General features: G+C 69.7%; 21 protein-coding genes and 2 pseudogenes. 13 read left to right on the top strand and 10 right to left on the bottom strand.

The genetic code is table 11. The annotated features are described in order from the left end of the window. Window positions 1-5 precede the first annotated feature (5 nt). The 5 genes from DFR74_RS04055 to DFR74_RS04070 all read right to left on the bottom strand — a co-directional run bounded on the left by DFR74_RS04055 (window position 6) and on the right by DFR74_RS04070 (window position 9,289). Window positions 6-1,145, bottom strand: a complete 1,140-nt coding sequence (locus tag DFR74_RS04055) for a saccharopine dehydrogenase NADP-binding domain-containing protein (RefSeq protein ID WP_067508980.1) — start codon at window positions 1,143-1,145, stop codon at window positions 6-8. After that, window positions 1,142-6,400: a type I polyketide synthase gene (locus tag DFR74_RS04060; RefSeq protein ID WP_170160694.1), complete on the bottom strand. Its 5,259-nt coding sequence runs from the start codon at window positions 6,398-6,400 to the stop codon at window positions 1,142-1,144. Before DFR74_RS04060 ends, DFR74_RS04055 begins: the two co-directional genes overlap by 4 nt. After that, window positions 6,295-7,419 (bottom strand): hypothetical protein, encoded by a 1,125-nt coding sequence (locus DFR74_RS35820; RefSeq protein WP_067508976.1) that lies wholly within the window; start codon window positions 7,417-7,419, stop codon window positions 6,295-6,297. The genes DFR74_RS04060 and DFR74_RS35820 overlap by 106 nt, the downstream gene beginning before the upstream one ends. 26 nt (window positions 7,420-7,445) lie before the next feature. After that, a complete protein-coding gene (locus DFR74_RS04065; protein ID WP_067508974.1) occupies window positions 7,446-8,054 on the bottom strand; it encodes an SRPBCC family protein in 609 nt (202 codons plus the stop codon). Between the two features lie 386 nt (window positions 8,055-8,440). Next, the gene (locus DFR74_RS04070) at window positions 8,441-9,289 is read right to left on the bottom strand and encodes an AfsR/SARP family transcriptional regulator (RefSeq protein WP_147265731.1); all 849 of its coding nucleotides are present in this window, start codon (window positions 9,287-9,289) and stop codon (window positions 8,441-8,443) included. Between the two features lie 237 nt (window positions 9,290-9,526). Here DFR74_RS04070 and DFR74_RS04075 point away from each other — a divergent pair, with 237 nt between their 5' ends. Then, window positions 9,527-10,138: a TetR/AcrR family transcriptional regulator gene (locus tag DFR74_RS04075; RefSeq protein WP_067508970.1), complete on the top strand. Its 612-nt coding sequence runs from the start codon at window positions 9,527-9,529 to the stop codon at window positions 10,136-10,138. Here the strand turns inward: DFR74_RS04075 and DFR74_RS04080 are convergent. The 4 genes from DFR74_RS04080 to DFR74_RS04095 form a co-directional block, all read right to left on the bottom strand. After that, the gene (locus DFR74_RS04080; RefSeq protein WP_067508967.1) at window positions 10,127-11,044 is read right to left on the bottom strand and encodes an alpha/beta hydrolase; all 918 of its coding nucleotides are present in this window, start codon (window positions 11,042-11,044) and stop codon (window positions 10,127-10,129) included. The genes DFR74_RS04075 and DFR74_RS04080 overlap by 12 nt on opposite strands. Before the next feature lie 503 nt (window positions 11,045-11,547). Continuing rightward, the gene (locus DFR74_RS04085; RefSeq protein WP_067508965.1) at window positions 11,548-12,354 is read right to left on the bottom strand and encodes an ABC transporter permease; all 807 of its coding nucleotides are present in this window, start codon (window positions 12,352-12,354) and stop codon (window positions 11,548-11,550) included. Further along, entirely contained in the window at window positions 12,351-13,262 is a 912-nt protein-coding gene (locus DFR74_RS04090; protein ID WP_170160695.1) for an ABC transporter ATP-binding protein, read from the bottom strand. The genes DFR74_RS04085 and DFR74_RS04090 overlap by 4 nt, the downstream gene beginning before the upstream one ends. 290 nt (window positions 13,263-13,552) lie before the next feature. Further along, on the bottom strand, window positions 13,553-15,427 hold the full coding sequence (locus tag DFR74_RS04095) for a heavy metal translocating P-type ATPase (RefSeq protein ID WP_084537580.1): 1,875 nt from the start codon (window positions 15,425-15,427) through the stop codon (window positions 13,553-13,555). A gap of 173 nt (window positions 15,428-15,600) precedes the next feature. Between DFR74_RS04095 and DFR74_RS04100 the strand changes: the two genes are divergently transcribed. From DFR74_RS04100 to DFR74_RS04140, 9 genes and pseudogenes are all read left to right on the top strand, one after another. Then, on the top strand, window positions 15,601-15,963 hold the full coding sequence (locus DFR74_RS04100) for an ArsR/SmtB family transcription factor (RefSeq protein ID WP_067508959.1): 363 nt from the start codon (window positions 15,601-15,603) through the stop codon (window positions 15,961-15,963). Between the two features lie 331 nt (window positions 15,964-16,294). Next, entirely contained in the window at window positions 16,295-16,870 is a 576-nt protein-coding gene (locus DFR74_RS04105) for an SIS domain-containing protein (protein WP_067508957.1), read from the top strand. A gap of 33 nt (window positions 16,871-16,903) precedes the next feature. After that, window positions 16,904-17,659 carry an SDR family NAD(P)-dependent oxidoreductase gene (locus tag DFR74_RS04110; RefSeq protein WP_067508955.1) on the top strand — a complete coding sequence of 252 codons (756 nt, stop codon included), beginning with the start codon at window positions 16,904-16,906 and terminating at the stop codon, window positions 17,657-17,659. A gap of 26 nt (window positions 17,660-17,685) precedes the next feature. Next, window positions 17,686-18,870: a pyridoxal phosphate-dependent aminotransferase gene (locus tag DFR74_RS04115; protein WP_067508953.1), complete on the top strand. Its 1,185-nt coding sequence runs from the start codon at window positions 17,686-17,688 to the stop codon at window positions 18,868-18,870. An 11-nt stretch (window positions 18,871-18,881) separates the two neighbouring features. Beyond that, a pseudogene (locus DFR74_RS37910) lies at window positions 18,882-19,037 on the top strand (LysE family translocator); the annotation flags it as partial. 79 nt (window positions 19,038-19,116) lie between these two features. Further along, window positions 19,117-19,446, top strand: a complete 330-nt coding sequence (locus DFR74_RS37575; RefSeq protein ID WP_170160696.1) for a LysE family translocator — start codon at window positions 19,117-19,119, stop codon at window positions 19,444-19,446. Between the two features lie 181 nt (window positions 19,447-19,627). After that, entirely contained in the window at window positions 19,628-21,106 is a 1,479-nt protein-coding gene (locus DFR74_RS04130; protein ID WP_067508951.1) for a tetratricopeptide repeat protein, read from the top strand. Between the two features lie 35 nt (window positions 21,107-21,141). After that, window positions 21,142-21,492 (top strand): annotated as a pseudogene (locus DFR74_RS04135) (ATP-binding cassette domain-containing protein); the annotation flags it as partial. Window positions 21,493-21,557: 65 nt separating this feature from the next. Then, window positions 21,558-21,827, top strand: coding sequence for a hypothetical protein (locus DFR74_RS04140; protein ID WP_067508948.1), 270 nt, complete (start codon window positions 21,558-21,560; stop codon window positions 21,825-21,827). 95 nt (window positions 21,828-21,922) lie between these two features. Here DFR74_RS04140 and DFR74_RS04145 read toward each other — a convergent pair whose 3' ends face one another. Beyond that, window positions 21,923-22,303, bottom strand: coding sequence for a hypothetical protein (locus DFR74_RS04145; protein WP_232331739.1), 381 nt, complete (start codon window positions 22,301-22,303; stop codon window positions 21,923-21,925). Window positions 22,304-22,420: 117 nt separating this feature from the next. On the opposite strand from DFR74_RS04145, the gene DFR74_RS04150 reads away from it, so the two are divergent. Genes DFR74_RS04150 through DFR74_RS04160 form a run of 3 tightly spaced genes read left to right on the top strand, consistent with a single transcriptional unit; the run spans window position 22,421 to window position 24,229 of the window. Beyond that, window positions 22,421-22,918 carry a MarR family winged helix-turn-helix transcriptional regulator gene (locus DFR74_RS04150; RefSeq protein WP_084537575.1) on the top strand — a complete coding sequence of 166 codons (498 nt, stop codon included), beginning with the start codon at window positions 22,421-22,423 and terminating at the stop codon, window positions 22,916-22,918. After that, a complete protein-coding gene (locus DFR74_RS04155) occupies window positions 22,915-23,430 on the top strand; it encodes a GNAT family N-acetyltransferase (RefSeq protein ID WP_067508941.1) in 516 nt (171 codons plus the stop codon). Before DFR74_RS04150 ends, DFR74_RS04155 begins: the two co-directional genes overlap by 4 nt. Window positions 23,431-23,440: 10 nt before the next feature. Then, on the top strand, window positions 23,441-24,229 hold the full coding sequence (locus DFR74_RS04160) for an enoyl-CoA hydratase/isomerase family protein (protein WP_067509015.1): 789 nt from the start codon (window positions 23,441-23,443) through the stop codon (window positions 24,227-24,229). Window positions 24,230-24,335: the final 106 nt, after the last annotated feature.

The following is a 24,335-nucleotide window of genomic DNA, read 5'->3' on the forward strand; positions in this document are numbered from 1 at the left end:
CTCCCTCACAGTCTGCTGGCGTGGGTCAGGACGGGCTCGGCCAGATCGTCGACGCTGCACGGCAAGCGGCACATCCGCCGCTGCGCCAGCAGGCCCTCGAGTTCGTTGGCGTCGAACACTTCGAGCGGACCCAACACTCCCGAAGGCAGTTGCGGCCTGCTCAGCAGCGCGACACCGGCGCAGGCCAGCAGGTGCGCGGTCAGGGCGTAGGGGTCGGCGCCGGCGAAACGGACCTCTTGGAGCGGCCTGCCTTCGGAGTTCGAGGCCCGCGCCGCGACCACAGTGCGCGCCGGCCGGGTCGACCTACTGGCCGGGCGGTGCCGGGTGCGCTCCTCGAGCGTGTCGATCAGTCGCCGCCCCAGCTCGTTGCGTGCGGCGGACACACCGGCTCGCGCGGTGGCGGAGAAGACGCGCCCGAGTCCGCCGGGCGCGCCGAGGTACGAGCTCACCTCGCGCAGCCGCGGGAACGCCCGGGGCAGCGCCAGCGCTTCGGTGGTGCCGATCGACACGCCGTGATAACGCCTGCCCGCGATCGGCCAGACGCGTCGGCGCGCACCGAGTTCTTCCGACAAGAGGACGCCGCCGGTCAGCCGGTGCGCGGGTTCCTGAGTGGCCCGGACCGCGGAGTTGACGGTGCCGTGACTGGCCGCTCGTGGATCGCAGGAGTAGAAGATCTCCACGCCTGTGGCGCTGTCTCCCGCCGCCTGCACGGCGCGCGCCGCGGCGAGGTGGCCTGGTACCGACTCGAATCCGAATCCCGGCGCGACCACCGTGCCCGCGGCACGGGCGGCTGCGTGGCTCCCGGCGAAGACCTCGCGGAGGAATCCCGATTCTCCCGCGGCGTCGAGGTAGTGCGCCTTGCCTCGGATCGCGCTGTCGATGATGCCCGGTCCGGTGAGCGCGTAGGGCCCGATGCAGTTGATCACCACATCGCCCGCCGCGAGCCCCGGTACCGGCGAGCTGCCGCGGTGCGCTTCGAATGTCGTGGTGGTGAACATCGGCGGATGCCCGAGATCGGTGAGCAGCGACTGCCCCGCTTCGGGCCGACGGACGGCCAGTTGCACGGACACGCCGCGGGTCCTGAGTTCGGCGGCGACGAGCCTGCCGGTGTATCCGTTCGCTCCGGCGACGACGATCTTGCTCACCGTGGGACCCCGCTTTCTGAGTTCGGCTGTGGATGAATCGGCTGTTGAGAACGGTCGCCCGTGTCCTGCCCCACCGCGCGCAGGACAGCGGACAACCGCGTGGCGAGCTGTTCGTCGGTGAGTCCGGCCGGGGATTCGGCGGCCTCGTCCACGGCCACGGCGCGGCGACCCTCGACCTCGTCGTGATCGTCGGCCGCCGCCGAGAGCCGGCTGTCCACCAAGGCGGCGAGCGCGGTCACGGTGGGATGGCCGAAGACGTCGGCGGTGGATACCCGCACGCCGAACGCGGCTTCCACGGTCCGTCGCACCTCGAGGGCGAGCAGGGAATCGATGCCGAGTTCGGAGAACGGCGCGTCGAGGGGTACGCGGTGCGGGTCGATGTGCAGGGCGGTGGCGATGATGGCGCGAATCCGCTCCGGCACGGCGGGCGGGCGCGATCTCGTCTCGCGGATGGGGGTGGCGGACGCGGACGCGGGCGCGGGCGCGGGCCGGTGGTCCCCCGCCGGTCCGACCATCTCACGCAGGCGTCTGCTCAGCGTGTCGGCCGCTCGTGTGGGCGCGTAGCGCAGCGCCGCCACGTGGGCTAGATCGACGCTCAGCGCGATGTCGAGCAGCACGAGTGCCTGTTCGGCGCGCAGAGGGCCCACGCCGGCGCCGGGCAGGTGAGCGGCGCCGCCCTCGGCGAGCCCACGACCGGCCCACGGCCCCCAGGCGATCGATACCACGCGCTGTCCGGCCCGGCGGTGCCGTGCCGCGAGGGCGTCGAGCGCGGCGTTCGCCGAAGCGTACGCCGCCTGCCCGGGCGAACCGACCGTCCCCGCCATCGAGGAGCACAGCACGACGAAGTCCAGCTCCGGGGCGTGCGCCAGAAGATTGTGCGCCGCAACGAGTTTCGGTCGGTGCATACGACCCAGTTGGGCCGGCGTCACCGCCGCGAACTCGGCGTCCTCGAGCAGACCGGCGGCGTGGACGACACCGCGCAGGGGCCGTGGCCGCGATCTCGCGATGTCCACCAGCGAGCGGACATCCGCGTCGACCGCCACGTCCGCCTCCACCACGGTGACGCGGTGACGATGGGCGCGCAGTTCGGGCGGCAGCTCGCGGTGGCGCCGGGTGCCGATCACGATCTCACCCGCACCGGAGGCGAGCAGGTGAGCGCAGATCGCCGCGCCGATCGCGCCCAGTCCACCGGTGACCAGATACGTACCGTCCGAGATGGCCGGGTGCGTGAGGCCCCCGCGCTCGGTCCTGGCCAGTTTGCGCGTGAATACCCGGCCCTGCCGGATCAGGCACTCGCTGGGCAGGGTCGCGGCGCCGAGCGCGTGGGTGAGGCGAGCGAAGTCCGCGGCGGTCGGGGTTCCTGGCATCCGGGCCAGCACGATCTCACGTCCGCTCTCGAACATCAGCGTTCGGACGAGCCCGGCGACCGCGCCCAGGCACGGGTCGTCGACCTCATCGCCCGCCGATTCCAGAATGACGGTCAGCGACCGGGTCGACGGGTGTGCGACGAGTCGTTGGAGCAGCGCGAGCGCCGCCGCGGAATGCTCGATGACCTCGTCCGGGTCCGACGGACCGCTCGCACAGCAGACGACCACCTCGGCGGCGGCGCCGAGGGCCGCCTCGATGTCACCCTCGTTCCCGTCGGCGAGCCCGGTCACCGTATGTCGCGCACGACCGGCGAGTGCGTCGGCGAGCTGGTGCGCGACGGAAGTGGCGCCGACGACCAGCACCGGTCGCGAGGTCGCCGGGTCGCGCGGTGGCTCCGATATCGCCTCCCAGTGTTCCCGCAGCAGGACCTCGGGTGCCCCGAGCGCGGGGACCAGGCCCAGGTGTACCCCCGCGAGCACGATGCCGGCGGATCCGTCGGCGGCGATGCCCACGACGTCGGCGACGAGCAGATCGGGTTCGGTGTGGGTGACGCGTGCCAAGCACCGCACGAGGGGGGTAGCGGCGGGAGACCGCCACATCCGGTCGATTCGGACCGGCAGGGGCGTCAGCCCGGGACCGAGAGCGGCACTGGCGGCAATCGCTATCGTTTGCAGGCATCCATCGACGGCGACCGCGTCGGGGACTCCGGCGCGCAGTGAGCTGGTCGCCATGCCGGGGGCGCCCCGTGGGTCGACCAGAATCCGGAACCGCTCGCCATAGGCGAGACCGGCCGCGGCGAGGCGGCGGTAGAGGTCCCGCGCGGGAACAGGCTCGAATATCTCGTGCGAGGCGGCATCTCGGATGTCTCGTTCGACGCGCCGCGCCCACTCGACGTCCGTGTCCCTCTCCGGCGCGACCGCGGCGGCGATCACCCGGTCCGGCTCGTCGGCCGCGTGCACCGCGAGGTGTACACCCGCCGGCACCGTGCGTCTGCTCACGATGTACTCGCCGGCCCGTGCGACCGCGACCTCGATCCTCTCGTGCAGCCGCACCTCGGTGAGGACGCCCGTCGCGGACCGCGCCGCCGCGGCGAGGGCGATCACCCATCCCGCCCCGGGCACGATCGGCTGGTCGCCGACGACGTGGTCGTCGAAATCGTCCGGGAAGAACGGTGGCGGCGTGGGATGCGCGAGCCCGTCTGTGCGCAGGGGAAAGGTACGGTGCCGCCAGGAGCGCGCAGGCAGCGACACGAGCCGACCCGGCTGCTGGTCCCAGCTCAGATCGACTCCGCGGCAGAACAGTTCGGCCAGGCAGCGCAGCAGCGCCCGGGTCTCGTCGGTGCGATCGGCGGCAGGGAGCACCGACACCTCGGTGTCACCGGACTCCGCGATCGACCGGAACAACACCGGGTGCGGGGACACCTCTACGAACGTCCGGTGTCCTTCGGCGACGGCGAGGCGCACCGCGTCGTGCAACCGCACGGTCGAGCGCATGTTCTCCGCCCAATACGCCGGGCCGAAGTTCTCGGCGGTGACCGGCAGGCCGGGGCGCGTGGTCGAGTACAGCGGAACCGCGGGCGCGAGCGGGCGGATTCCGGCGACCTCGCGAACGAGAGCGTCGCGCAGCGGATCGACCTGCGGACTGTGCGCGGCGAAGCCGACCGCGACCGGCCGCACGAAGACGCCGGACGCCGAGAGTTCCGCGCGCACCGCGTCGATCGCCCGCACCGTCCCGGACAGGACTACCGAGCGCGGACCGTTGATCGCGGCGACGCCGGCCTGCTCGGCGTGCCCCGCGATCGCCCGTGCCGCATCTTGCGCGGTGAGTTCGGCGACCAGCATGGCGCCGCGTCCGTCCAACGTCGCGAGTGCCCGGCTGCGCGACACGACCACCCGCGCCGCGTCCTCGAGTCCGAGCGCGCCGCAGACGTGGGCGGCCGCGATCTCGCCGAGACTGTGCCCGATCACCCCGGACGGCTCGACTCCCCACTGCCGCAGCAGCGCCGCGAGCGCGACTTGATAGGCGAACAGCGAACACTGGATGACGGTGGTCCCCCCGCTGACGAAACTTTCCTCGTCGGCTCGGACCAGGGGACCGCCCACCTCGGTGATGGCATCGACGGCCTCCCGGAGGGCTGTCCGGAAGGCGCCATAGCGTCGGCACAGCGCACGGCCCATGGCCGAGTGCTGTCCGCCCTGACCGGGAAACAACAGCACCGGGCCGCGCGGCGCCGCCCCGTCGCCCGCCACGCTGTCCGGATCGGCCGATCCGTGCCCGGCCCGGTCCAGCGACTGCGCCAGCCCGGGCAGCGAGTCGGCGATCACCGCCAGCCGCGCGCGGTGGGGGCGCGGCCGGGCGCAAGTGGCCGCGATATCCGCCGCATGCACTTCCTGCGGTCCCTCGGCAGCCCAGTCGGCGATCCGGCGCGCCGACGCCCGCAAGCGATCGGAGTCGGTCTCCGACAGGCCGATCAGGACAGGTGCGTCGGCGACCGTGGCGCCGTCGGGTTCCACTCCGCCCACGACCGCGTGCGCGTTCGTGCCGCCGAACCCGAACGAGCTGACGCCGGCCAGGCGGTCCGCGGGGTCCCGGTCCCATCGGTAGGGTGTCACGGCCACAGCCATGCCTCGCTCCGCCAGCTTCAGCAGCGGATTCTCGGTGACGAAGGTCGCGTTGGGCGGAATGATCCCGCGATGGATCGACAGCGCCGCCTTCGCCAGCCCCACCAGTCCCGCGCCGGCTTCGAGATGGCCGACGTTCGACTTCACCGACCCCAGGTGCAACGGACGGCCTGCGGCGCGCTCGGACGTGCCGAGCACTTCCGCGAGTGCCGCGACCTCGACGGCATCACCCAGCGCGGTGCCGGTGCCGTGACATTCGATGTAGTCCGCCGCCGCAGGCGCCCGGCCCGATCGCGCCCAGGCGCGCCGGACCACCGCCTGCTGGGCACGTCCGTTGGGGGCGTAGATGCCGTTGGACCGGCCGTCGGAATTGACCGCGGTCCCGAGAATCTCGGCGTAGACCCGGTCACCGTCGCGACGGGCGTCGGCGGTGCGCCGCAGGACCAGCACCACGCACCCTTCGGCACGCGTGTACCCGTCGGCGGCGGCGTCGAAAGTCTTGCACCGTCCGTCGGCGGCCAGGAAGCCCCCGGCGGCGAAGGAGGCGCTGACGAATGGCAGCAGCTGGAGGTTGACGCCGCCCACCAACACCAAGGGGACCTCGCCGGACTCGAGCAACCGGCAGGCCAGATCGACGGCGGCCAGCGAGGACGAACAAGCGCTGTCGAGCACCAGACTGGGCCCGTGCAGATCCAGGACGTAGGAAATCCGGTTGGCGATGATGCTCAGCGCCGAGCCCGTCACGGCGTAGGGACCGACGTGATCGGGACGGCTGAGCACGGCGGCGCCGTGGTCGAACGACGACGCGCCGACCAGTACCGCTGCGCCGCTGCCGCGAACATCGAAGGAGAGCGCGGCGTCATCGAGCGCCTCGACGGCGACCTCGAGACACAGGCGCTGCTGCGGGTCCATCGCCGCGGCCTCACGCTCCGAGATACCGAACCACGCGTTGTCGAAACCGGTCACCTCGGACAGGTAGCCGCCGTGGTATTCGCCGATGTGCCGCGCGGGCGGCGGCGGCGATGTGCAATCGCGCCCGTCGACGAGTACCCGCCAGAACTGGTCCACGCCACCGATACCGGGCAAGCGGCAGCCGATTCCCACGATCGACGCCGGAACCGATCGCTCGGGAACGGGATTTCCCGCCGAGACCGGGCCCGTCACGTCGCGACGGCTTTCTCTACGAGCACCCACTTCTTGTGGGCGCCACTGCGGAGATAGTGCGCGATCACCCGGCCGAACGACAGGTTGCTCTCGTGCACCCACGTGGTCTGCACCGAGCGGTAGCGGCTGCCGCGGAGCGCGTCGAGGCTGTGCACGAGGAGTTTGCTCGTCGCGCCGACTGGAGCGTCGGGTACCACACCCATGATGAGCACCATCGCCGAGTCGATGGACCGGCTGAGCCGACGGACCCGAGGGTAGTCGCGCAGCCGCGCCCGGCCGCCGAGCGCGTGCAGAATCCGGTTCAGGTCGGGCGCGATGAACATGAATCCCACCGGCCTGCCCTCGTGCTCCACGAACACCACCATCGAGGGATCGAGGAAGCCGCGGATCGGCAGCACCGTCCGCTCGAAAACCTCTCGGCTGTAGGCGATCACTTCGGAGTTGTCGGCGAACGACCGGTTGAACAGGGTGCGTACCAACTCCAGATCGCGCTTCATGGTGCGCCTGGTCATGCTCCGGCAGGTCAACGCGGCATTGTCGGCGAAGCGACGGTCGTAGCGGGCCAGCCGGTCCCGGAAACGGGTGATGTCCGCCACGGTGAAGCGGTATCCGGCGAGTTCGACGCGGATCGTGAATCCGAGTTCTTGCAGCAACTCCAGCGTGCCCCGGGGGTTCCAGGTCTGGAACACCTGCGGTGGTTCGTCGAAACCGTGTACCAGCAGGCCCATTTCCTGGCCGCTCCAATAGTTGTACGGACCGGCCATGGTTCGCAGCCCGTGCCCGCGTATCCACTGCTCGGCCGCGGTGGTCAGCGCCCCGAGTGCGGCGCGGTCCGCGGGCGCGTCCAGAAACCCGAAGAAGCCCACCTGTTCTCGGTGTTTGTCGATGTAGGCCTGCTGGATCGTCGTGGCGACGCGTCCGATGGGCTCGCCGCCGTCGTAGAGCACGAAGTGCTCGGTGATCGCCTCCCCCCGCAACGGACTACGCGCGGGATCCAGGTATCGAAAGGAGTCCTTGCGCAGTTGCGGTACCCAGTTCGGCTCGTTGCGATAGAGCCGGAACGGCACATCCACCCATTCGCGGGCGCGCTTGCGATCGGTGCCCACTGCTTTGACTTCCATCGCCGGCTCCTCTCGTCCTCGACATCTCAGACGCCGGCTCGCAGCATGCGTGACATGCGTTCGTGCCGAACTCGGAATACTCGTTCCATCTCGTGTGCGACCACGATCCGATCCATCCACGGCCCCAGCGCGGTACGGAAGACGATCGTGTCGCGGTAGTGTGTGCCGCCATCGTCTGTGGGCTGGCAGGTGTGGGTGTGATGGAAATAGCGAAACATTCCGCGCACTTGGATGTCGGAGAATTCGCGGCCGTCGTCGTAATAGTCTACGAGCGCCGCCCAGCGAATCGGGAAGACGCGTTTGTACCACCAATCGAATACGTACAGCCCGCCCAGTTCGCCCTGCAATTTCGATGCCCAGAAATACTCGAGCGGATCCGGCATGGTCGCGGCGAAGTTGATTCCGTTGAGGCAGAAATCGAATACCGTGCGCGGATCGTGCGGCAACGTCGTTTCGATGGCCAGCGTCGTCGTGCGACCGGGCCGGATGTGTGGCTGCTTGCCGCTCATCCAGCTGCGTCCGACAGCGGTGAGGATGGAATCGTATCGATTCGGATCGTAGTCGGTCGTATTGCGCCCGTGGTCCGGTCCGGCAGAATTGTTCGACACCTTCCAGCCTGCGGATTCGGTATGCATGCAGCGCTCCGATCGGATCGAAATGTGCGACGAGTATTTCCCGGTCACTTCAGAGTGACGCGCCGGTGCGGGTAAATCAAGGCCGGAAAGCGATTTCAGGCATGTCGATTCAGCGTCTTATCGGCGAGGTTTAAGTGAGGCTTAAGCGCCATTTATGGGTCATTCTCGGAGATATTATGTTTCAGCAGGTTGCGCTTGCGTCGGTAGCCGGACGCCGGTCCGCGAACGCAGGCCCGCCGGCTCGAGCGCAGATCTCCGAGGACGCCACCGGCGCCAGGATCGGCGACCGGTCGCTCGGCGCGACCGTGGCGGGGCCGGGCATGACCGAACTCCGTGGCGGCACGGCACGGCGGCAAGGTCACGAACCTCCGCCCGTGCCGCCGGCGTCAGGAGTGGTGCCTGGAAATCGGCCGGTGCGGGAGGACCACGCGGGCGCGGGCGCGGAGCACGCCATCGCCCGTGCCGATCGGTTCGGCGAGCAGTGCGGGGTCGGCCAGGTCCGGATCGCCGCGCAGGATCATCTGCTGGAGGATTCTCAGTTCATGGCTCGGCCCGATGCCGTGTGAGGTCACCAGTGAATTCCTGATCCTGGTGAACACCGCCAATGCGTCGGCCGCGCGCCCGGACCGGAAGAGAGCCAGCATGAGGTAGGCCCCGATCTTTTCCCAATGCGTATGACGCGCAACGAGATCGACCAGTTCGGGGACGAGTGCCTCGTGGCGTCCGAGCACGAGATCCAGCGATATCCTGCGTTGCAGAGCGCGGGCTCGCTGCTCGTCGAAGTAGGCGGCCAATTGGGTCATGTGGGCCGTTCGCCGAACGTCGGCGAACGCGGGTCCGGACCAGAGGGCCAGGTACTGGGACAACAACGCCGAGGCCTCCGACCGGTTGCCGCGGCATTCGGCGGCATTGACCTGTGCGCGCAGGAGTTCCGCGCGGTGCAGATCGCTTTGCTGGGCAGTCGAGTGCAACACGTAGCCGGGGTCGCGGGTTTCGATGAGCGTGGGTAGTGACGCAAAGTGCTTTCGCAGTTGCGACACGTAGACCTGTACCGCGCACACGGCGGTCTTCGGCGGCTTGTCCCACAATCCGGTGACCAGTTCATCGACCGAGACAACCCCATTGGCGCCCTCCACCAGCAGGGCGAGGAGTATCCGGAGCTTCAATGTCCGTGGCGAGCAATCGCTGCCGTCTTCGCTATGAGCGCGGATTGGACCGAGGACCGAAAACTGCACAGCACCACCCCATATCACCACACAGGTCCCGCGCCGAGGGCCACATTGCCGCCGCTGCAAGACCTCCCAGAGAACCGCATGAATCGGGCATGCAGACGGATGGGAGATTACCGTGACCCAAGATCAACATCTACACCACGCGGCGGAATGCGAGCCCTGTCCTCTGCCGCGTGAATCCAGGCCGGGACCATCGAAGGCCGGGTCGCGGGCCGGTCGCTCCGGTACTCTGGCTAGTCGATGCTCGACAAACCGCGAAAACGACCGCGCCAGGATCGATCTCGAAATACGGTGGACGTCCTGCTGGAGGCGGCCGCCCAGATGTTTTCGAAAGAGGGCCTATCCACAACAACCGATCGCATCGCCGAACGCGCCGGGATGTCGGTCGGGACCCTCTACCAGTACTTTCCGAACAAGCAGGCGATGCTCTACAGTCTGGCCGAGCGTCACCTGATCGAGAGCGGCCGTCGGCTGGGTGCGGTCCTGTCCGATCTGCGCCGGACGCTGCCGCCGTTCGAGGTCACGATGCGCACGATCCTGGACGTCGTCATGGATCTGCACAGCAGTCCGCCCGCGGTGCACGCTCTGATGCATCGCCTGGTGCTCCGGCACATCGAAGAGCTGGAGGCCGTCCAGGCCTTCGAGGAGTACCTGGCCACGGAGGTCGCCTTTCATCTCGAACGATGTGGCCGCGGCGGCGACGATTCGATGATGACCGCGCGTGCGGTCATCCACGGTGTCGACGCCCAAGTGCATCGTGTGCGGCTCTGGCATCCGGTCACGACCGACAGCCTGCTGGAACTGGTGTGCCGACTGGCCCCTGAGAACAGCAGGATGCCGTCACTGGATTGACTCGATCACCCGCGCGCGCACGGCACGCAGTGCGTCCGCCAGTTGCCCGACCCCGGGCTCCTCGACAGGGAAGTGTCCGCAACCTTCCAGCAGGATCATCTCGGTTCGGCCGGGGATGCGCGCGAGGAACCGCTCGCTCAGAACGGGTGGTGTCCACTCGTCCGCGGCTGGGTGGACCAAGGTGATCGGTGTGGCGAATTCCTCCGGAGGCGTCGTGGGGTAGGCGACGAAACTCGCCAAGAATCCGAGCGGAACCGAAACCCCGCCGCCGACCGGGTCCTCGGCACAGCGCTTGGACAGCTTCGGATCCCGGCTCATCTTGTCCATCTTCACCAGCCATCGGATCGGCACCCGTACGCGTCCGAACAGCGTGTCGGTCACCCCGAGCAGTTGAGGGGCGTAACGCCCGGCGGCGGCGCAGCGCATCGCGGCGGCGCGGGCCTGCGGATCGGCCGGGTCCAGCAGGCATGTCACCACCACGTAGGCCACCGCGTCGGTGCGGGCGGCGACCTCGTAGGCCAGCAGTCCGCCCATACTCGCGCCGAAGAGCACGAGCGGACGATCGTCGATCGCGGTCTGCGTATGGACGAAGTCACACAGCAGGTCGACCCAGTCCGCGTAGCGGACCGTCGCGGGGTTCGGCTCCACCGTCCGCCCGTACAGGGGCAGGTCGAGGGCCGTGACGTCGACGCCTTCGCTGGCGACCGCGGCTGCGAACGGCCACAGCATCGCGGCGTGTCCACCCGCGCCGTGGATGACCACCATCCGGACCGGTGCGTCATCGACGACCGCGCGAAGCAGGTGAACATCGCGCCCGCGCCACTCCCACCAGCTGGAACGTGGCTCGATGGCGATGCCGGTCCGGTACTTCGAGGACAGGAACTCCGCGTAACCCAGATGATCCATCACCCTAGTCTTCCCTTACCACCGCACCCCGACAACTCGCAATCACTCGCTGCGCGGAGCTGCGGAAACACCGCCGAATTCACGCGGACCTCAGGTTCCGGGAAGCGGCCGTTCAGGCGACGGTCTGCCCGCCGGCTCGCCAACCGATTCGGCGGCATCGTCGTGGGCGGTGCTCGAGCGGTCGGATCGCACTGCGGCGGTCCGGGCGGCGTCGGTCGCGCCGGAGGCCGAGGTTCGCCGATCTCGTTGCCGGTCTTGGCTATTCGCGGTACTCGTCCCGCGACGGTCATCGCGCCGCTGCGGTGCCGCGCGGCCTCGGGCCGCGGCATATCGTGTCCGCTCGTGTCCCGACCGCGCTTCGCCCGATGCGCAGCACGGGGATCACCTGGCGCAATTCGTCGGCGGGTAGGCGTGGTGCCGCACTGGCGAACGACGGATCGAGAGTTGTCGCGCTGTGGGAGTCGTGGGTATGAGCCCTGAGGCAGATCGCGACGAACCGGCCGTCACATTGTTCGACGCCCGAGTTGCCGGGGCCGCGGCGCACGTCGGGAGATGACCAGGGGTCGGCACGGACGTTCGCGGCCGCGCCAGGGTATTACGCGGCGGACCAGGAGGAGGACCAGGGCTGCGAAGAGGGTCAGGCCGATCAGGTTCCAGAGGAGGCCGTAGGTGGAGGCGCCGGTGGACAGGGCGCGGAGCGAGTCCGAGGCGAGGGCGGCCGGGTTGTAGGGGCCCACGGCGCGCAGCCAGGACGGGAGGCGGTCCGGCGGGATCACCACCGGGCCCGCGCCGGACAGCAGCACGGTCACCGCCAGGCTCAGGCCCGACGCCTGGTTCGGGGAGGACGAGCCCGCACCGATGATCGCGCCGATCCCGGCGAAGGCCGCCACCGCGCACACCACCGGCGGCACGGCGAGCACGTTCGGGGTGAAACGCAGATCCAGGACCGCCCAGCCGACCACCGTCGTCACCACCAGCGCGGGCAATGCGAGCAGCAGAAACGCGGCCAGGGTGCCGGCGATCAGCGACTCGCGGCGCAGCGGGAGCGAGGCGAAGAACTCGAATGCGCCGGTGTCGGTCATGTGCGAGAAGTTCGCGGCGATCTTGTTCTGCATCTCGAACAGCAGGGCGATGGTCAGCGCGCCCGCGAAGATGTGGGGCTTGGCAGCGGTGTCCGACGACATGGCGCCCAGCGCGAGCAGCGAGACGATCGGCGTGATCATGCCGGTCAGCACCATCGAGGGCCACGACCAGCGCCAGTTCGTGAGCTGGATGCGCACCACGTCCAGGACATGCCCGACATCCCTCACCGCCGCCCCTCCCCGTCACCGGACAGCGCCGTGATGTAGATGTCCTCCAGGCCCACCGGCCCGATCGTGTAGTCGTGGACGCCCAGTTCGTCCAGCACGCGCGCCACGGCCTCCACCGCGCCCGGCTCGGTGTGCGCGAGCAGCGCGTCGTAGGTGAGCGTGAGGTCGGTGCACCATGGCTCCACCGCGTTCCGCAGGCTCTCGACACCGGTCGCCAACTCGTCGGTTCCGACCCGCAGCCGCAGCCGACTGCCGGTCTCGGCCCGCAATCCCGCCGGACTGCCCAGCCGCACCAGCCGGCCGGAGTCGAAGATCGCGACCTTGTTCAGCACGCGCTCCGCCTCGGCCGGACTGTGCGTGACCATGATGATCGTCTTGCCTTCCGTGCGGTTGAGCCGCCACAGCAACTCCCACACCTCGCGGCGTCGGATCGGGTCCATCTCGTTGGTCGGCTCGTCCAGCACCAGCACCGGCGGGTCGGCTGTCAACGCCACACCCAGCTGTAACAGCCGCCGCTGGCCGCCCGAAAGTCGTTGCGCCGAACGGCCGGTCAGCGCGCCCAGATCGAGGGTGTCCACGATCCGGTCCCGGTCGGCGCGCGCCGCGGCCCGGCCGAGGCCCTTGATCTTCGCCGTGTACAGCAGCGCTTCGGCGACGGTGAGGCTGTTCAACGCGAACGCCGACTGCGGCATGTACCCCACCGACTCCACCACCCGCGCCCGCCGCTCCAGCACGTCCACTCCCCGGTACCGCACGCACCCCGCGTCCGGTTCGAGCAATCCGAGCATCAGCTTCACCAGCGTGCTCTTCCCCGCCCCATTGCTCCCGAGCAACCCGAAGAACTCCCCCTCCCCCACCGTCAGACACACCTCGTCGTTCGCGACCGTCTCCCCGAGCCGCTTCGTCACCCCCTCCACTTCGAACAATCCCTCACCCTCCCTCCAGCGCGGACCGACCTCCGCCCGAATGTACCCGCCCGCGAAACCCCCACTTCCAGCTCGCACACCCACCAGGAATCCCCCACCTGATGCTCGCTGTCCTGCGATGAAGTGCTTAGTGCCCTCGCTCGCCGCGACGTATGAGGTCGCCGTCCCGTGCCCTGGTCGGCGGCGGACCCTGCCGGGAGCCGCACGGGGCTTCGCGACGTCGGTCGTGCGGAGGCACGGGATCACCCGCAGCCGATGGCGCTACCGGCAACTCAGTCCACCGGAGACGGCTGCTTCCACGCCGACGAGCGGAGCATTCGTAAACCGTTGAGGGCCACCAGGATTGTGGACCCTTCGTGGCCCGCCACGCCGAGCGGGAGGGGGAGGTGGCCGGCGAGGTCCCAGATCACCAGGACGGCGATGGCGGTGGCGGCGAGGGTCAGGTTGGCGATGACGATGCGGCGGGCGCGGCGGGAGAGGGCGATGACGGCGGGGATGGCGGTGAGGTCGTCGCGGACGACGACGGCGTCGGCGGTCTGCAAGGTGAGGTCGGCGCCCGCGCCGCCCATGGCGATGCCCGTGTGCGCGGCGGCCAGCGCCGGGGCGTCGTTGATGCCGTCGCCGACGACGGTCACCTGATGCCCCGCCGAGCGCAATTCCTCCACCGTAGCTACCTTCTCGTGCGGTAGCAGATCCGCGCGAACGTCGGCGATGCCGATCTCCGCGGCCAACCGGCTCGCGGTCGCGGCATTGTCACCGGTCAGCAGAATCGGCGCGGCACCGGTGACGGCGCGCGCCGCGCCGACCGCGTCCACCGCGTCGGGTCGCAACTCGTCAGCGAGCGCGAGCACCCCGACGGGCTCTCCATCGCAAGTCACGACGACGGCCGTCCAGCCCCGGTACTGGAACTCCTCGACGGTGAAGGCCACTGTGTCGCCGAGTGATTCACCCAACACCGCCGCGGGTGATCCGGCAGCGATGAGCCGTCCACCGACGACGCCGGATACACCGCGCCCCGGCGACGCCACGAAATCGGTCACCGCCGCAGGCTCGACCCCGCGCTCACGCGCCGCCCGCACCACCGCGACCGCCAGCGGATGTTCACTGAAGTGCTCCACCGATGCCGCCAGCCGCAATAGTTCGCGCTCGCCGAACTCCGTTGTCAGCACGCGGATCTCGACCAGTCGCGGCGTACCGCGCGTGAGGGTGCCGGTCTTGTCGAACGCGATCACACTCGTCTGCCCGAGTTGTTCCATCACCACCGCCGACTTCACCAGCACACCGTGGCGCCCCGCGTTGGCGATGGCGGCCAGCAGCGGCGGCATCGTCGCCAGCACGATCGCGCACGGCGACGCCACGATCATGAAGGTCATGGCGCGCAACAGGGCTCGCTCCAGATCCTCGCCCACCAGCAACGGCACCGTGAACACCGCCAGCGTCGCGATCACCATCCCGATCGAATACCGCTGCTCGACCTTCTCGATGAACAGCTGGGTCCGCGCCTTGGTGCGACCGGCCTGATCGACCAACCCCGCGATCCGCGCGACGACGGAATCCTCGGCCCGCCGGTCGACGCGCAGCCGCAAAGCGCCTGTGCCGTTGAGGGTTCCGGCGAACACGTCGTCGCCCGCGCCCTTGTCGACCGGTAGCGGTTCGCCGGTAATGGTGGCCTGGTCGACTTCGCTCGCCCCGTCGATCACGGTGGCGTCGGCGGCGATTCGTTCTCCGGGGCGCACGACCAGCACGTCGCCGACCGCCAGCCGCGCCGCCTCCACCACGTCCTCCGCACCGTCGGCACGCACCCGGGTGGCGGTGTCGGGCGCGAGGTCGAGCAGCCCCCGCACCGAGTCCTCCGTCCGGGCGGTCGCCAGCGCCTCCAACGCCCCGGACGTCGCGAAGATGACGATGAGCAGCGCACCGTCCGTGATCTGACCGATCGCGGCCGCGCCGATCGCGGCGACCACCATCAGCAGATCGACGTCGAGCGTCCTCTCCCGCAGCGCCCGCAATCCCGACAGTCCCGGCTCCCAGCCGCCCGCCGCATAGCAGGCGAGATACAAGCCCCACCACGACCACTCCGGAGCACCGGCGAGCTGAGCGGCCAATCCCGCCAGGAACAGCACCAGAGATGCTGCGGCCCAGCGCATCTCAGCGAGCTCGAACAACCTGGTCCGACGCACTGGCACGCGCCGCGCGGGACGGGTCGACGGAACGGTCGGCGCGACCACAGGCCACCTCCAGGACGACGAACGGAACGACCCGACCATATCAGAATACTTGAACATGTCTTCATATGTTCTGCTCGAGGTACCCTGCCCCCATGGGACACGGCGTCGAAGGCAGGGACCGCCCCGCCGCGCGTCTGGACGCCGAAGCGGCCGCCCACGTCGCCACCACGCTCCAGGCGCTGGCCACCCCGAGCCGCCTGATGATCCTCACCCAGCTACGCCACGGCCCCCTCGCCGTGACCGAGCTGGCCGAGGCCATCGGCATGGAGCAGTCCGCCGTCTCCCATCAGCTGCGCCTGCTGCGCAATCTCGGCCTGGTCGTCGGCACCCGCACCGGCCGCAGCATCGTGTACACCCTCTACGACACCCACGTCGCCCAACTTCTCGACGAGGCGATCTACCACAGCGAGCACCTGCGCCTCGGCATTCCCGACAAACCCCGCGAAACCGGCTGACTCCCACCGCAACGGCGCGAGAATTCACTCTCGCACCATTCGATGGCGTGCCATAGAATTTCACCCTCGCCATTCCTCGGCGAAATAGCGGCAGATCGGACGAATCGGCGAATCCCTTGCACCGGAGCGCCTCTCACCACGGACGGCAACACTTCCGATCCCCGGGATCGAATGTGTGTCCCCGCCGAAACGCGCGCACCTACCCTCGAATCGGGCGCGCTCCACTGATCGACATTCCATGTTCTCAGGTTCGGCATACCCACGAGGGGGTTTCGGTGGAAACTCGTTTGAATCGCTATTCCCGCTTCATCGGCTGTTCGCCCGGCTCGGGGTGATCGAGGACGACCATCACGACAAGCTCGCCACGCTGGCCGCCGATCTCGACGGCCTGTACGACGTGCCGTCCGCCCAGGTGGCACGGGCGTTCGCGGAGCGCAGCATCGACGCCAACATCATGATCGCCACGCCCAAATGGCATGAGAGCCTGCTGAAGCTGGCCAAGATGCACCTGAACGAGATGGCGATGGTGCCCGCCACCCGCACCTACTTCCACGAGTTCTGCCACAGCGAGGTCGCCACGCTCTCCGACCCCGAGCGCAGGCACAGCGTGCTGCTCATCGACGATCCCGACGACGACGAGTACACCCGCCGCAAGGCGGCGAACCTGGAATCGCTACTCACCGCGCCGCGGCCGGAGAACGCCGAGATCAGGTTCACCCGGCCGACCTTGCGCGGAGACACCTTCTTGCACAAGTACTTCCACGCACTGGAGGTGATCCAGCGCGCCACGCTGGAATCGGGCAGGTATCGCGAGGTCGACTCGCGCAATCTGATCTCCGAGGCGGCGGGCAATCCCTGGTACCACAGCACGACCATCGACCGCGAACTGGCGGCGGTCGCTTCGTGAGTCGGGAACGCGCGGGCGAGCGGGGCCGGCGCGTTGTTCGACCTGACCGACCGGGTGGTGCTCGTGACGGGCGCCACCCGGGGGTTGGGGCGGGCGATCGCGACCGGCCCCGCCCGGCTCGGCGCACATGTCGTGATCGGCGGCCGCGACGCCGGCACGGCCGCGAATATCGCCGCGTCACTGCGTGATTCGGGTTCGAAAGCCTCCAGCATCGCGCTGGACGTCACCGCGCCCGAAGCGCGGATCACCGCGGCGATCGATGACCTGGTTGCCGCGCACGGCGTGCCGCACGGTCTGGTCAACAGCGCGGGCATCATCTCGCGTGCCCCCGCGACCGAAGTTCCGGTGGAGCGGTTCGAGGCGGTGCTGGCGACGAATCTCACGGGAATCTTCGCTGTGACGAGGGCGGTCGGAGGGCATATGCTGGCGGCCGGACGCGGCAGTGTCGTGAATCTCTCGTCGGTGCTGCAGCAGTCCGGGGGACGCCATGTCGTCGCCTACGCCGCCTCCAAAGGCGGTGTGGCACAACTGACTCGAGCGCTGGCGGTCGAGTGGTCGAGCGCCGGGGTGCGGGTCAACGCGATCACGGCGGGGTACTTCGCCACCGATCTCACCGGCGCGCTGCGCGCCGACCCCGACCGGTCGGCGGCGCTGCTGGCCAGGATTCCGCCGGGGCGATGGGGCCGCCCGGAGGAGTTGGTCGGCGTGAGCGCGTTCCTGCTGTCCGATGTGGCCGGGTACGTGACCGGCGCGACGGTCGAAGTCGACGGCGGCTGGACCGCCGCCTGAGCGCTACTGAACAGGGAGGCAAATCGATGGTTTCCCAACGACTTTCGTCGGTGACCGATTCGGTGATCCGCGACACCACCGCGCGCAGTATCGCGCGCGGCGCGATCAACCTCGGCCAGGGCTTGTCGCGCACACCGCCGCCGCCCGCGCTGCTGGATGCCCTCGCGCACCGGGCCGCGGGCGCGAACCAGTCCTACGGCCCCGCGCGGGGCGAGCCGGCGTTGCGTCGTGAGATATCACGAAAATTCTTGACCTACAACGGTATCGAGTACGACCCCGAACACGAGGTGGTGGTGACCATCGGGGCGACCGGGGCCTACAGCGCGGCCCTGCTCGCCCTGCTGGACCCCGGATCGGAGGTGCTGCTCATCGAACCGTTCTACAGCTATCACCGAGATCTGGCCCGCGCGCACGGATTACAGGTCGCGACCGTGCCGCTGGACCCGTTCACCGACCGGCTCACCGAGGGCATGCTCCGCGCCGCCGTCTCACGGGACACCCGGGCCGTGGTGGTGTGCACGCCGTCGAATCCGTCCGGGCACCGGCTGACGCGCGCGGAACTGGAGGCGGTGGCGGCGGTCGCCGAACAGTACGACTTGCTGATCCTGTCCGACGAGATCTACGAGTACATCTATTTCGACGCCGCGCCGCACCTGTCGCCGGCCGCGCTGGCTCCGGAGGTGCGCGCCCGCACGGTCACCATCTCGGGTCTGTCGAAGACCTACGGCGTGCCCGGCTGGCGACTCGGCTACGCCGCGGCCCCCGGTCCGCTCGCGGCGGGGCTCGGCAAGGCGGCCGACCTGCTCACCGTTTGCGCGCCGACACCGCTGCAAGAAGTGGCGGTGGCCGCGCTGCGCCTGCCCTCCGGCTATTACGAGTCGATGCGCGCAGATCTGCGCCGCCGCAAGGACGTGGTGGCCGCCGCGTTCACCGCGCTCGGCCTGCGCCCGAACTCGCCCGTCGGCGCGTACTACCTGCTCGTCGACTGCACCGAGATGGGCGTGGCCACCGGCTGGGACGCCGCGGAGGTGCTGCTGAGCGACTACGGGCTGGCCACCATTCCCGGTGACGCGTTCCACGACCGCGCGCCGTTGCGCCCGTACGTACGGGCGTGCTTCGGTATCGATGACAGTGATGTTCGCGCGCTGACCGCGTTCGCGGAGGAGGTGCCGCGCTCTCCCAGCTACTCGGCTTCGTCGCCGTCTCGCTGATCATCATCGTGGTGCCGGGGCCCGACCTCACGCTCCTGCTGCGCAACGCGGCCTACGGCGGGCGGCCCGGCGCGGCGGCGACCGCGGCGGGGATCATGACCGGCAACGCGGTGCTGGCGGTGGGCCTGACCGCGATCCTCGCCGCATCCGAACCGGTGTACCTGGCCCTGCGGGTGGCGGGCGCGGCCTACCTGCTCTACCTGGGGATCGGCGCGCTGCGCGCTGTCCCGTCGCGGGCGGGAACCGGTGACGGCGGAACCGGCGCCGCGCCGCACCGCCACCCGCGCGGCGGGCTTCCGGCAGGGACTGTTCAGCAACCTGTTGAACCCGAAGGTCGCCGCCTTCCACCTCTCCTTGTTCCCCCAGTTCGATCTGCACCCGCTCACCGGGCTGGCCCAGCACGCGGTGCTGGCCGCCACCTTCCGGGTCCTCGCCCTGGCCTGGTACTGCGCGGTGGTCGCCCTGCTCGGGAAGGCAGAGGAGCTGTTGCGTCGCAACACCGTTCGCCGCCGCATCTCCGCGCTGTCGGGGGTGGCGCTGGTCGGACTCGGTGGCGCGCTGCTCGCCAAAGGCTGATCGCCCCGGGTTTTCACCCGGCGTTTCCCCCGACTTGCCCGTCCGGCGCTCGGCAATCGGCGGGCGGTGTGGTGTGGTGGTGTCGGCGCGTCCGGAACGGCTCTGACAGGCCGAAATCCCGGACGTTCGACCAAACCGGAGCCGTTTCACCCCGACCACCGCCTACCCTTCGGAGTTCGCCTTGACCTTCGATCCGCTCGGCGCCCACGACCGCGAGAACGGGCGCGACCCCGCAGTGACCGCCGCCGAACGGGCCGTCGCCCGGCAGCGGTCGCTCGCCGCCGACCCGGACGCCTTGGCGGAGGCGTTGACGAGCCTCGGCGCCGCACTCGGGCAGGCCGGCCGCACCGACGGCGCGATCACCGCCGTCGAGGAGGCACGCGGTCTCTACCGGCACCTGGCCGGCGACGATCCGGACCACCTCCCCGATCTGCTCGCCACACTCGGCACGCTGGCCGATCTCTACGACCTTGGGGAACGGTTCGACGACACCGTCACCGCCTACGAGGAGATGGTGGACATCTACCGCCACCTCTCCCCTACGGACCGGTCCTGCGTCACCGGCCTCGCGCAGGCCCTGCACGCGCTGGAACTCGCCCTCGCCCAGGTGGGCAGGCGCGACGAGGCCGAGGACGCGTGGCAGCGCGCCATCGCGCACCTGGACACCGAACCGTCGCAGTTCCTGCGACTGGCCCGCGCGCGCGGGAAACACCCGGGCAGCAGGCGCGCCCTGGAATGGCTGGCGCAATTGCAGTCCGAGGTGACCGACCGCGGACTGCTGGCGATTCTCCATCACGCGGTGCGCTGGCACCGCCGCAACGATCCGCTCACCTGGGACGCGTGGTGGGCCGAGCGCACCGGCACGCAACCCGCGCCGTGGATGACGGTCGACGCACGGCTGGTCGAGACGGCCATGCGATGGGTGGAGTGCGAGACCTTCGACCAGGAACGCGACGTCCTGCTCGACCATCCCGAACTGCTGCGACCGCACGCGGATGTCGCTGTGGCGGAAGCGTTTCTGATCGTCGACGAGTTCCACGCCGCCCGGCTCGCCGCGACCCGCGACCACGCCAAGGACCACGGTGTCGAGGACGCCTACGAACCCCTCCTGCGCCTGGGCGCGTGGCGGGACTTCCTGTCCGCTCCCGCCGCGACGCAGCGCGAGACCCTGCGCGGCGATCTCGGTGACCTCGCCGAGGAGGGCACCTTGGCCGCCATCATGGAGCAGGTCCGGGCCGATCCCGCCGACGTCCGGCTCCGGCGCGCCGCGGGCCTGGTCGCCCTCGCCGTCGAGGAGCGCGATCAGGACTTGCTGGACGAGGTCTTCGCGGCCGTCGAGAACCCCACCCGCTTCCCGCCCCTGCTCGACGCCACCATTCGCGACCTCCACCGCGCCCCGGCTCTCCAACTGCTGGTCGAGGTCGCCCTCACCACCGCCCGCGACCACGACGCCCTCGCCGTCATCGGCTTCTACGACGCCTGTTCGGCCGCGATCGACGAAAACCCCAACGCCGCCACCAGCTTGCGCCAAGCCCTCGCCCTGTCCCCGCACCGCCGCCCGGGGTGGGCGAAGGCACTCACCGAACTCGCCGAGCTGCACCCGGCTCTCGAGACGCTGATTCCCGTTGTCACAGAGGATGTTTCCCCGGGGACGAACTGAATGTCCGCCGCGGCCAGCACAACTACACTGAACTCCTCAGACAAGTAGAGAGGTTCGCCGATGTCCGCGCCCGCGCCCTGATCGACGACCCCGACGTGCTGCTGCTCGACGAACCCGCCACGGGTCTCGACCTGGCCGCCCGCGAACAGCTCCTCACCACCATCGACGACCTCGACCGCAGCCACCCCGGCGTGGCATCGGTGCTGGTCACCCACCATCTCGAGGAGTTGCCGAGCAGCACCACGCACGCGCTGCTCATCGCAGGCGGCCGGACGGTCGCCTCCGGCACCGCGACCGAGGTGATCACCACCGAGCACGTCTCGACGGCGTTCGAGCACCCGATCGAGGTGCGCTACGACGGCCGCTGGAGCGCTCGCGCACGCTGACCGGGGGCTCGTTCCCGCGGGCGTACGATCGCAGGCATTCATGTCAGCGTGGACGGGAGGATGTCGTGGGAATCGTGCACCGGATCATCGCCACCACCAGTGTCGCGGCGGGCTTGACGCTGGCCGTCGCGGGCGTCGCGAACGCCCAACCGCAGGAGCCCGAGGAGCGGCCGACCTGCCCGCTCGCCCAGTGGATCGAGACGTGGCCGCCCGCCCCCGAGGGCTGCGCCGCCGCGTGGGACCCCATCGAAGACGCGATCGAGGACTCGATCCCCGAGCCCGCCCAGCAGGCGTTCGACGCCTTCGACGACTGGTGCGAGGGCGACCAGGACTGACCGCGCGGCCCTCGCGCTTCGGCGCCCCCGCTCGGCGGCGGCACGGTGGCGAGGTTCGCCACACATGACCGGAAAGCGTTGTCCGCGTTTGCGTTCTACGCCGGCAGCGCGCGTGCGGCGAACTGAGGGTACAGCTGCCGGACCGCGATCGCCGTCAGCACCACGACGCAGAACAGGTCGAAGATAACGCTGAACAGCGCCAGATCACCGCGGATCGCGGCGTTCGGCAGAATCAATGCGAGGAACACCGTTTTCGTCGCGACCGCCCCCAGCGCCGCGGCCGGGCGGGCGGGCCGGAACCACGCCGCCCACACCAGAGCCGCGCCCAGCACGAATTGCAGCATGCCGCGATGTTGCAGCAGCGCGAGGGTCATCGCGTCGGGATTCGTCACGCCGTAGGTCCATTCCAGCGCGTACGGGTCGAGCAGGGCCAAAGCCGGCGTCGCGGTGACCACCCCCGTCGTCACCAGCAGCACTCGAACCGTTCGCTCACCACGTCCTGTGGTCATGTCGAATCTCCAATTCATCAGTAGCACTGATTATCAGGCTATATGACCATCACAGGTGTTGACAATGATCGGTAGGGTGAACACATGGGTCGCCTTCCCCCGGTGCAGCCGGAACTCGTCACGTCCTCGACCGGGTATCTCGTGGTGCGGCTCGGCGAGGTCATGCGGGAACGCACCGAATCACTGCTGACCCGGTGGCAGCTGACCGCCCGGGACGTGCGCGTGCTCGGATTCGCCGCCGCGCGGCCGCTCTCGCAGCGGGAACTGGCCGAGGTGGCAGGGCTGGATCGCACGACGATGGTCGGCGTGGTCGACAAGCTGGAATCCCTCGGCTACGCGCGCCGGGAGCGCGACGCGACCGACCGCAGGCGCTTCCTCGTCACCGTCACCGAGTCCGGGCAGCGGTCGCTCGGCGAGGCCCTGGCCCTGCTCGCCGCCGCCCAGGACGAATTCCTCGCGCCGCTCAGCGCGGACGAGCGCGGGTCGTTCCACGCCGCGCTAGAACGCCTCTTCCTCGCCCACGACCCCAGTTGCCGTCCGGCACAAGAGGATTCCCCGCCCGCGAACGGCGCCTCGGCGTGAGCGAGTGGCGGATCGAGGAGTTGGAGGCCCGGCACGTGCGGGGGCTGGCCGAGTGCCATATCGCCTGCTGGCGGGAGGCGTATCGGGGGATCGTGCCCGACCACGTGCTCGACGCGTTCGATGTGGAGCGGCGAGCGGAGCAATTGGAGCGGTTCCGGGTGGCGCACCCCCACGACACGGTGGTCGCCCTGCACGGGGACGAGGTCATCGGGTTCGCGAGGGCCGCGGTCGCCGAGGACGATGCCGCCGCCGAGCGCATCCTGTACGCGCTGTACGTGCGGGCCGCCTGGTACGGAAAAGGTGTGGCGCACGACCTGATGCGTGCCGTACTCGTCCCCGAAAAGTCCCACTACCTCTGGGTTTTCGAGGCGAACCCGCGCGCCCGGCGGTTCTATCGCAAGTACGGCTTCGAGCTCGACGGCGGGCGGCGGACCGAGGCGTTCACCGTCGCCCAGCAGCTGCGGATGGTACGGCCCCCGGGACCTGTCGAAGGCCGACCGAGCAAACGATAGGGTGCGGTTCATGACCTCCACCGAGCAGACCGAGTACGTCACCGCCACCGACGGCGTCCTCCAGATCACCATCGCCACCGCCGCCAACGGCACCTCGATGGACTTCGCCGGGATCAACGCGGGCACCGCCGCGCTGGCCGACCTCGGACCGGAGATCGGCGCGGTCGTGCTGACCGGCGCGGGCGCGAACTTCTGCGCGGGCGGCAACGTGCGCGATTTCGCGGCCGCCGAGGACCGCGCGGGCCGCCTGCACCAGCTCGCCACCGAACTGCACGATTTCGTGCGCGCCCTCGACGCCACTCGCGTCCCGGTGCTCGCCGCCGTGCACGGCTGGGCCGCGGGCGCGGGTATGAGCCTGGTGCTCGCCGCCGACATCGCCCTCGGCGGACCCTCCACCAAGCTGCGCCCCGCCTACCCCGGCATCGGGTTCAGCCCCGACGGCGGCATGTCGTGGACCCTGCCGCGTGTGGTCGGCGCGGGCCGCGCGCGCGAAATCCTGCTCGCCGACGCGATTCTCGACGGCGAGGAAGCCGTGCGGCTCGGCATCCTCAGCCGCCTGGTGGACGACGCCGACGTCCGCGCCGAAACCCTCGCCCTGGCAACGACTCTCGCCCGCGGCCCGCGTTCCACCTACGCGGCGATGAAATCCCTTCTCGCCCAGTCGGTCACGAACACCCTCGACGAGCAGCTCGACCGCGAGCGCGACTTCATCGCCGCGGCCGCCGCCAGTCCCACCGGCCGCGAAGGCGTCGACGCCTTCGTCGCCAAGCGCAAGCCCGACTACACCGCCCTCACCTGAACCTCCCGCGTGCCCGCCCCCGAGCAGGCACGCACACCCTTTGTTAATGACTGATCACCCCCAATTACCAGCTGATATACATAATTGTGTATATCAGTCAGCGTGA

The sequence above is a fragment of the Nocardia puris genome, assembly GCF_003315035.1.
GTDB lineage: Bacteria > Actinomycetota > Actinomycetes > Mycobacteriales > Mycobacteriaceae > Nocardia > Nocardia puris.

Excerpts from the sequence above, each read along its gene's own strand:
- DFR74_RS35820 (WP_067508976.1), bottom strand. The coding sequence starts at position 7,419 with ATGGAAGTCAAAGCAGTGGGCACCGATCGCAAGCGCGCCCGCGAATGG.
- DFR74_RS04065 (WP_067508974.1), bottom strand. The coding sequence starts at position 8,054 with ATGCATACCGAATCCGCAGGCTGGAAGGTGTCGAACAATTCTGCCGGA.
- DFR74_RS04075 (WP_067508970.1), top strand. The coding sequence starts at position 9,527 with ATGCTCGACAAACCGCGAAAACGACCGCGCCAGGATCGATCTCGAAAT.
- DFR74_RS04080 (WP_067508967.1), bottom strand. The coding sequence starts at position 11,044 with ATGGATCATCTGGGTTACGCGGAGTTCCTGTCCTCGAAGTACCGGACC.
- DFR74_RS04095 (WP_084537580.1), bottom strand. The coding sequence starts at position 15,427 with ATGCGCTGGGCCGCAGCATCTCTGGTGCTGTTCCTGGCGGGATTGGCC.
- DFR74_RS04100 (WP_067508959.1), top strand. The coding sequence starts at position 15,601 with ATGGGACACGGCGTCGAAGGCAGGGACCGCCCCGCCGCGCGTCTGGAC.
- DFR74_RS04115 (WP_067508953.1), top strand. The coding sequence starts at position 17,686 with ATGGTTTCCCAACGACTTTCGTCGGTGACCGATTCGGTGATCCGCGAC.
- DFR74_RS04150 (WP_084537575.1), top strand. The coding sequence starts at position 22,421 with ATGGGTCGCCTTCCCCCGGTGCAGCCGGAACTCGTCACGTCCTCGACC.
- DFR74_RS04160 (WP_067509015.1), top strand. The coding sequence starts at position 23,441 with ATGACCTCCACCGAGCAGACCGAGTACGTCACCGCCACCGACGGCGTC.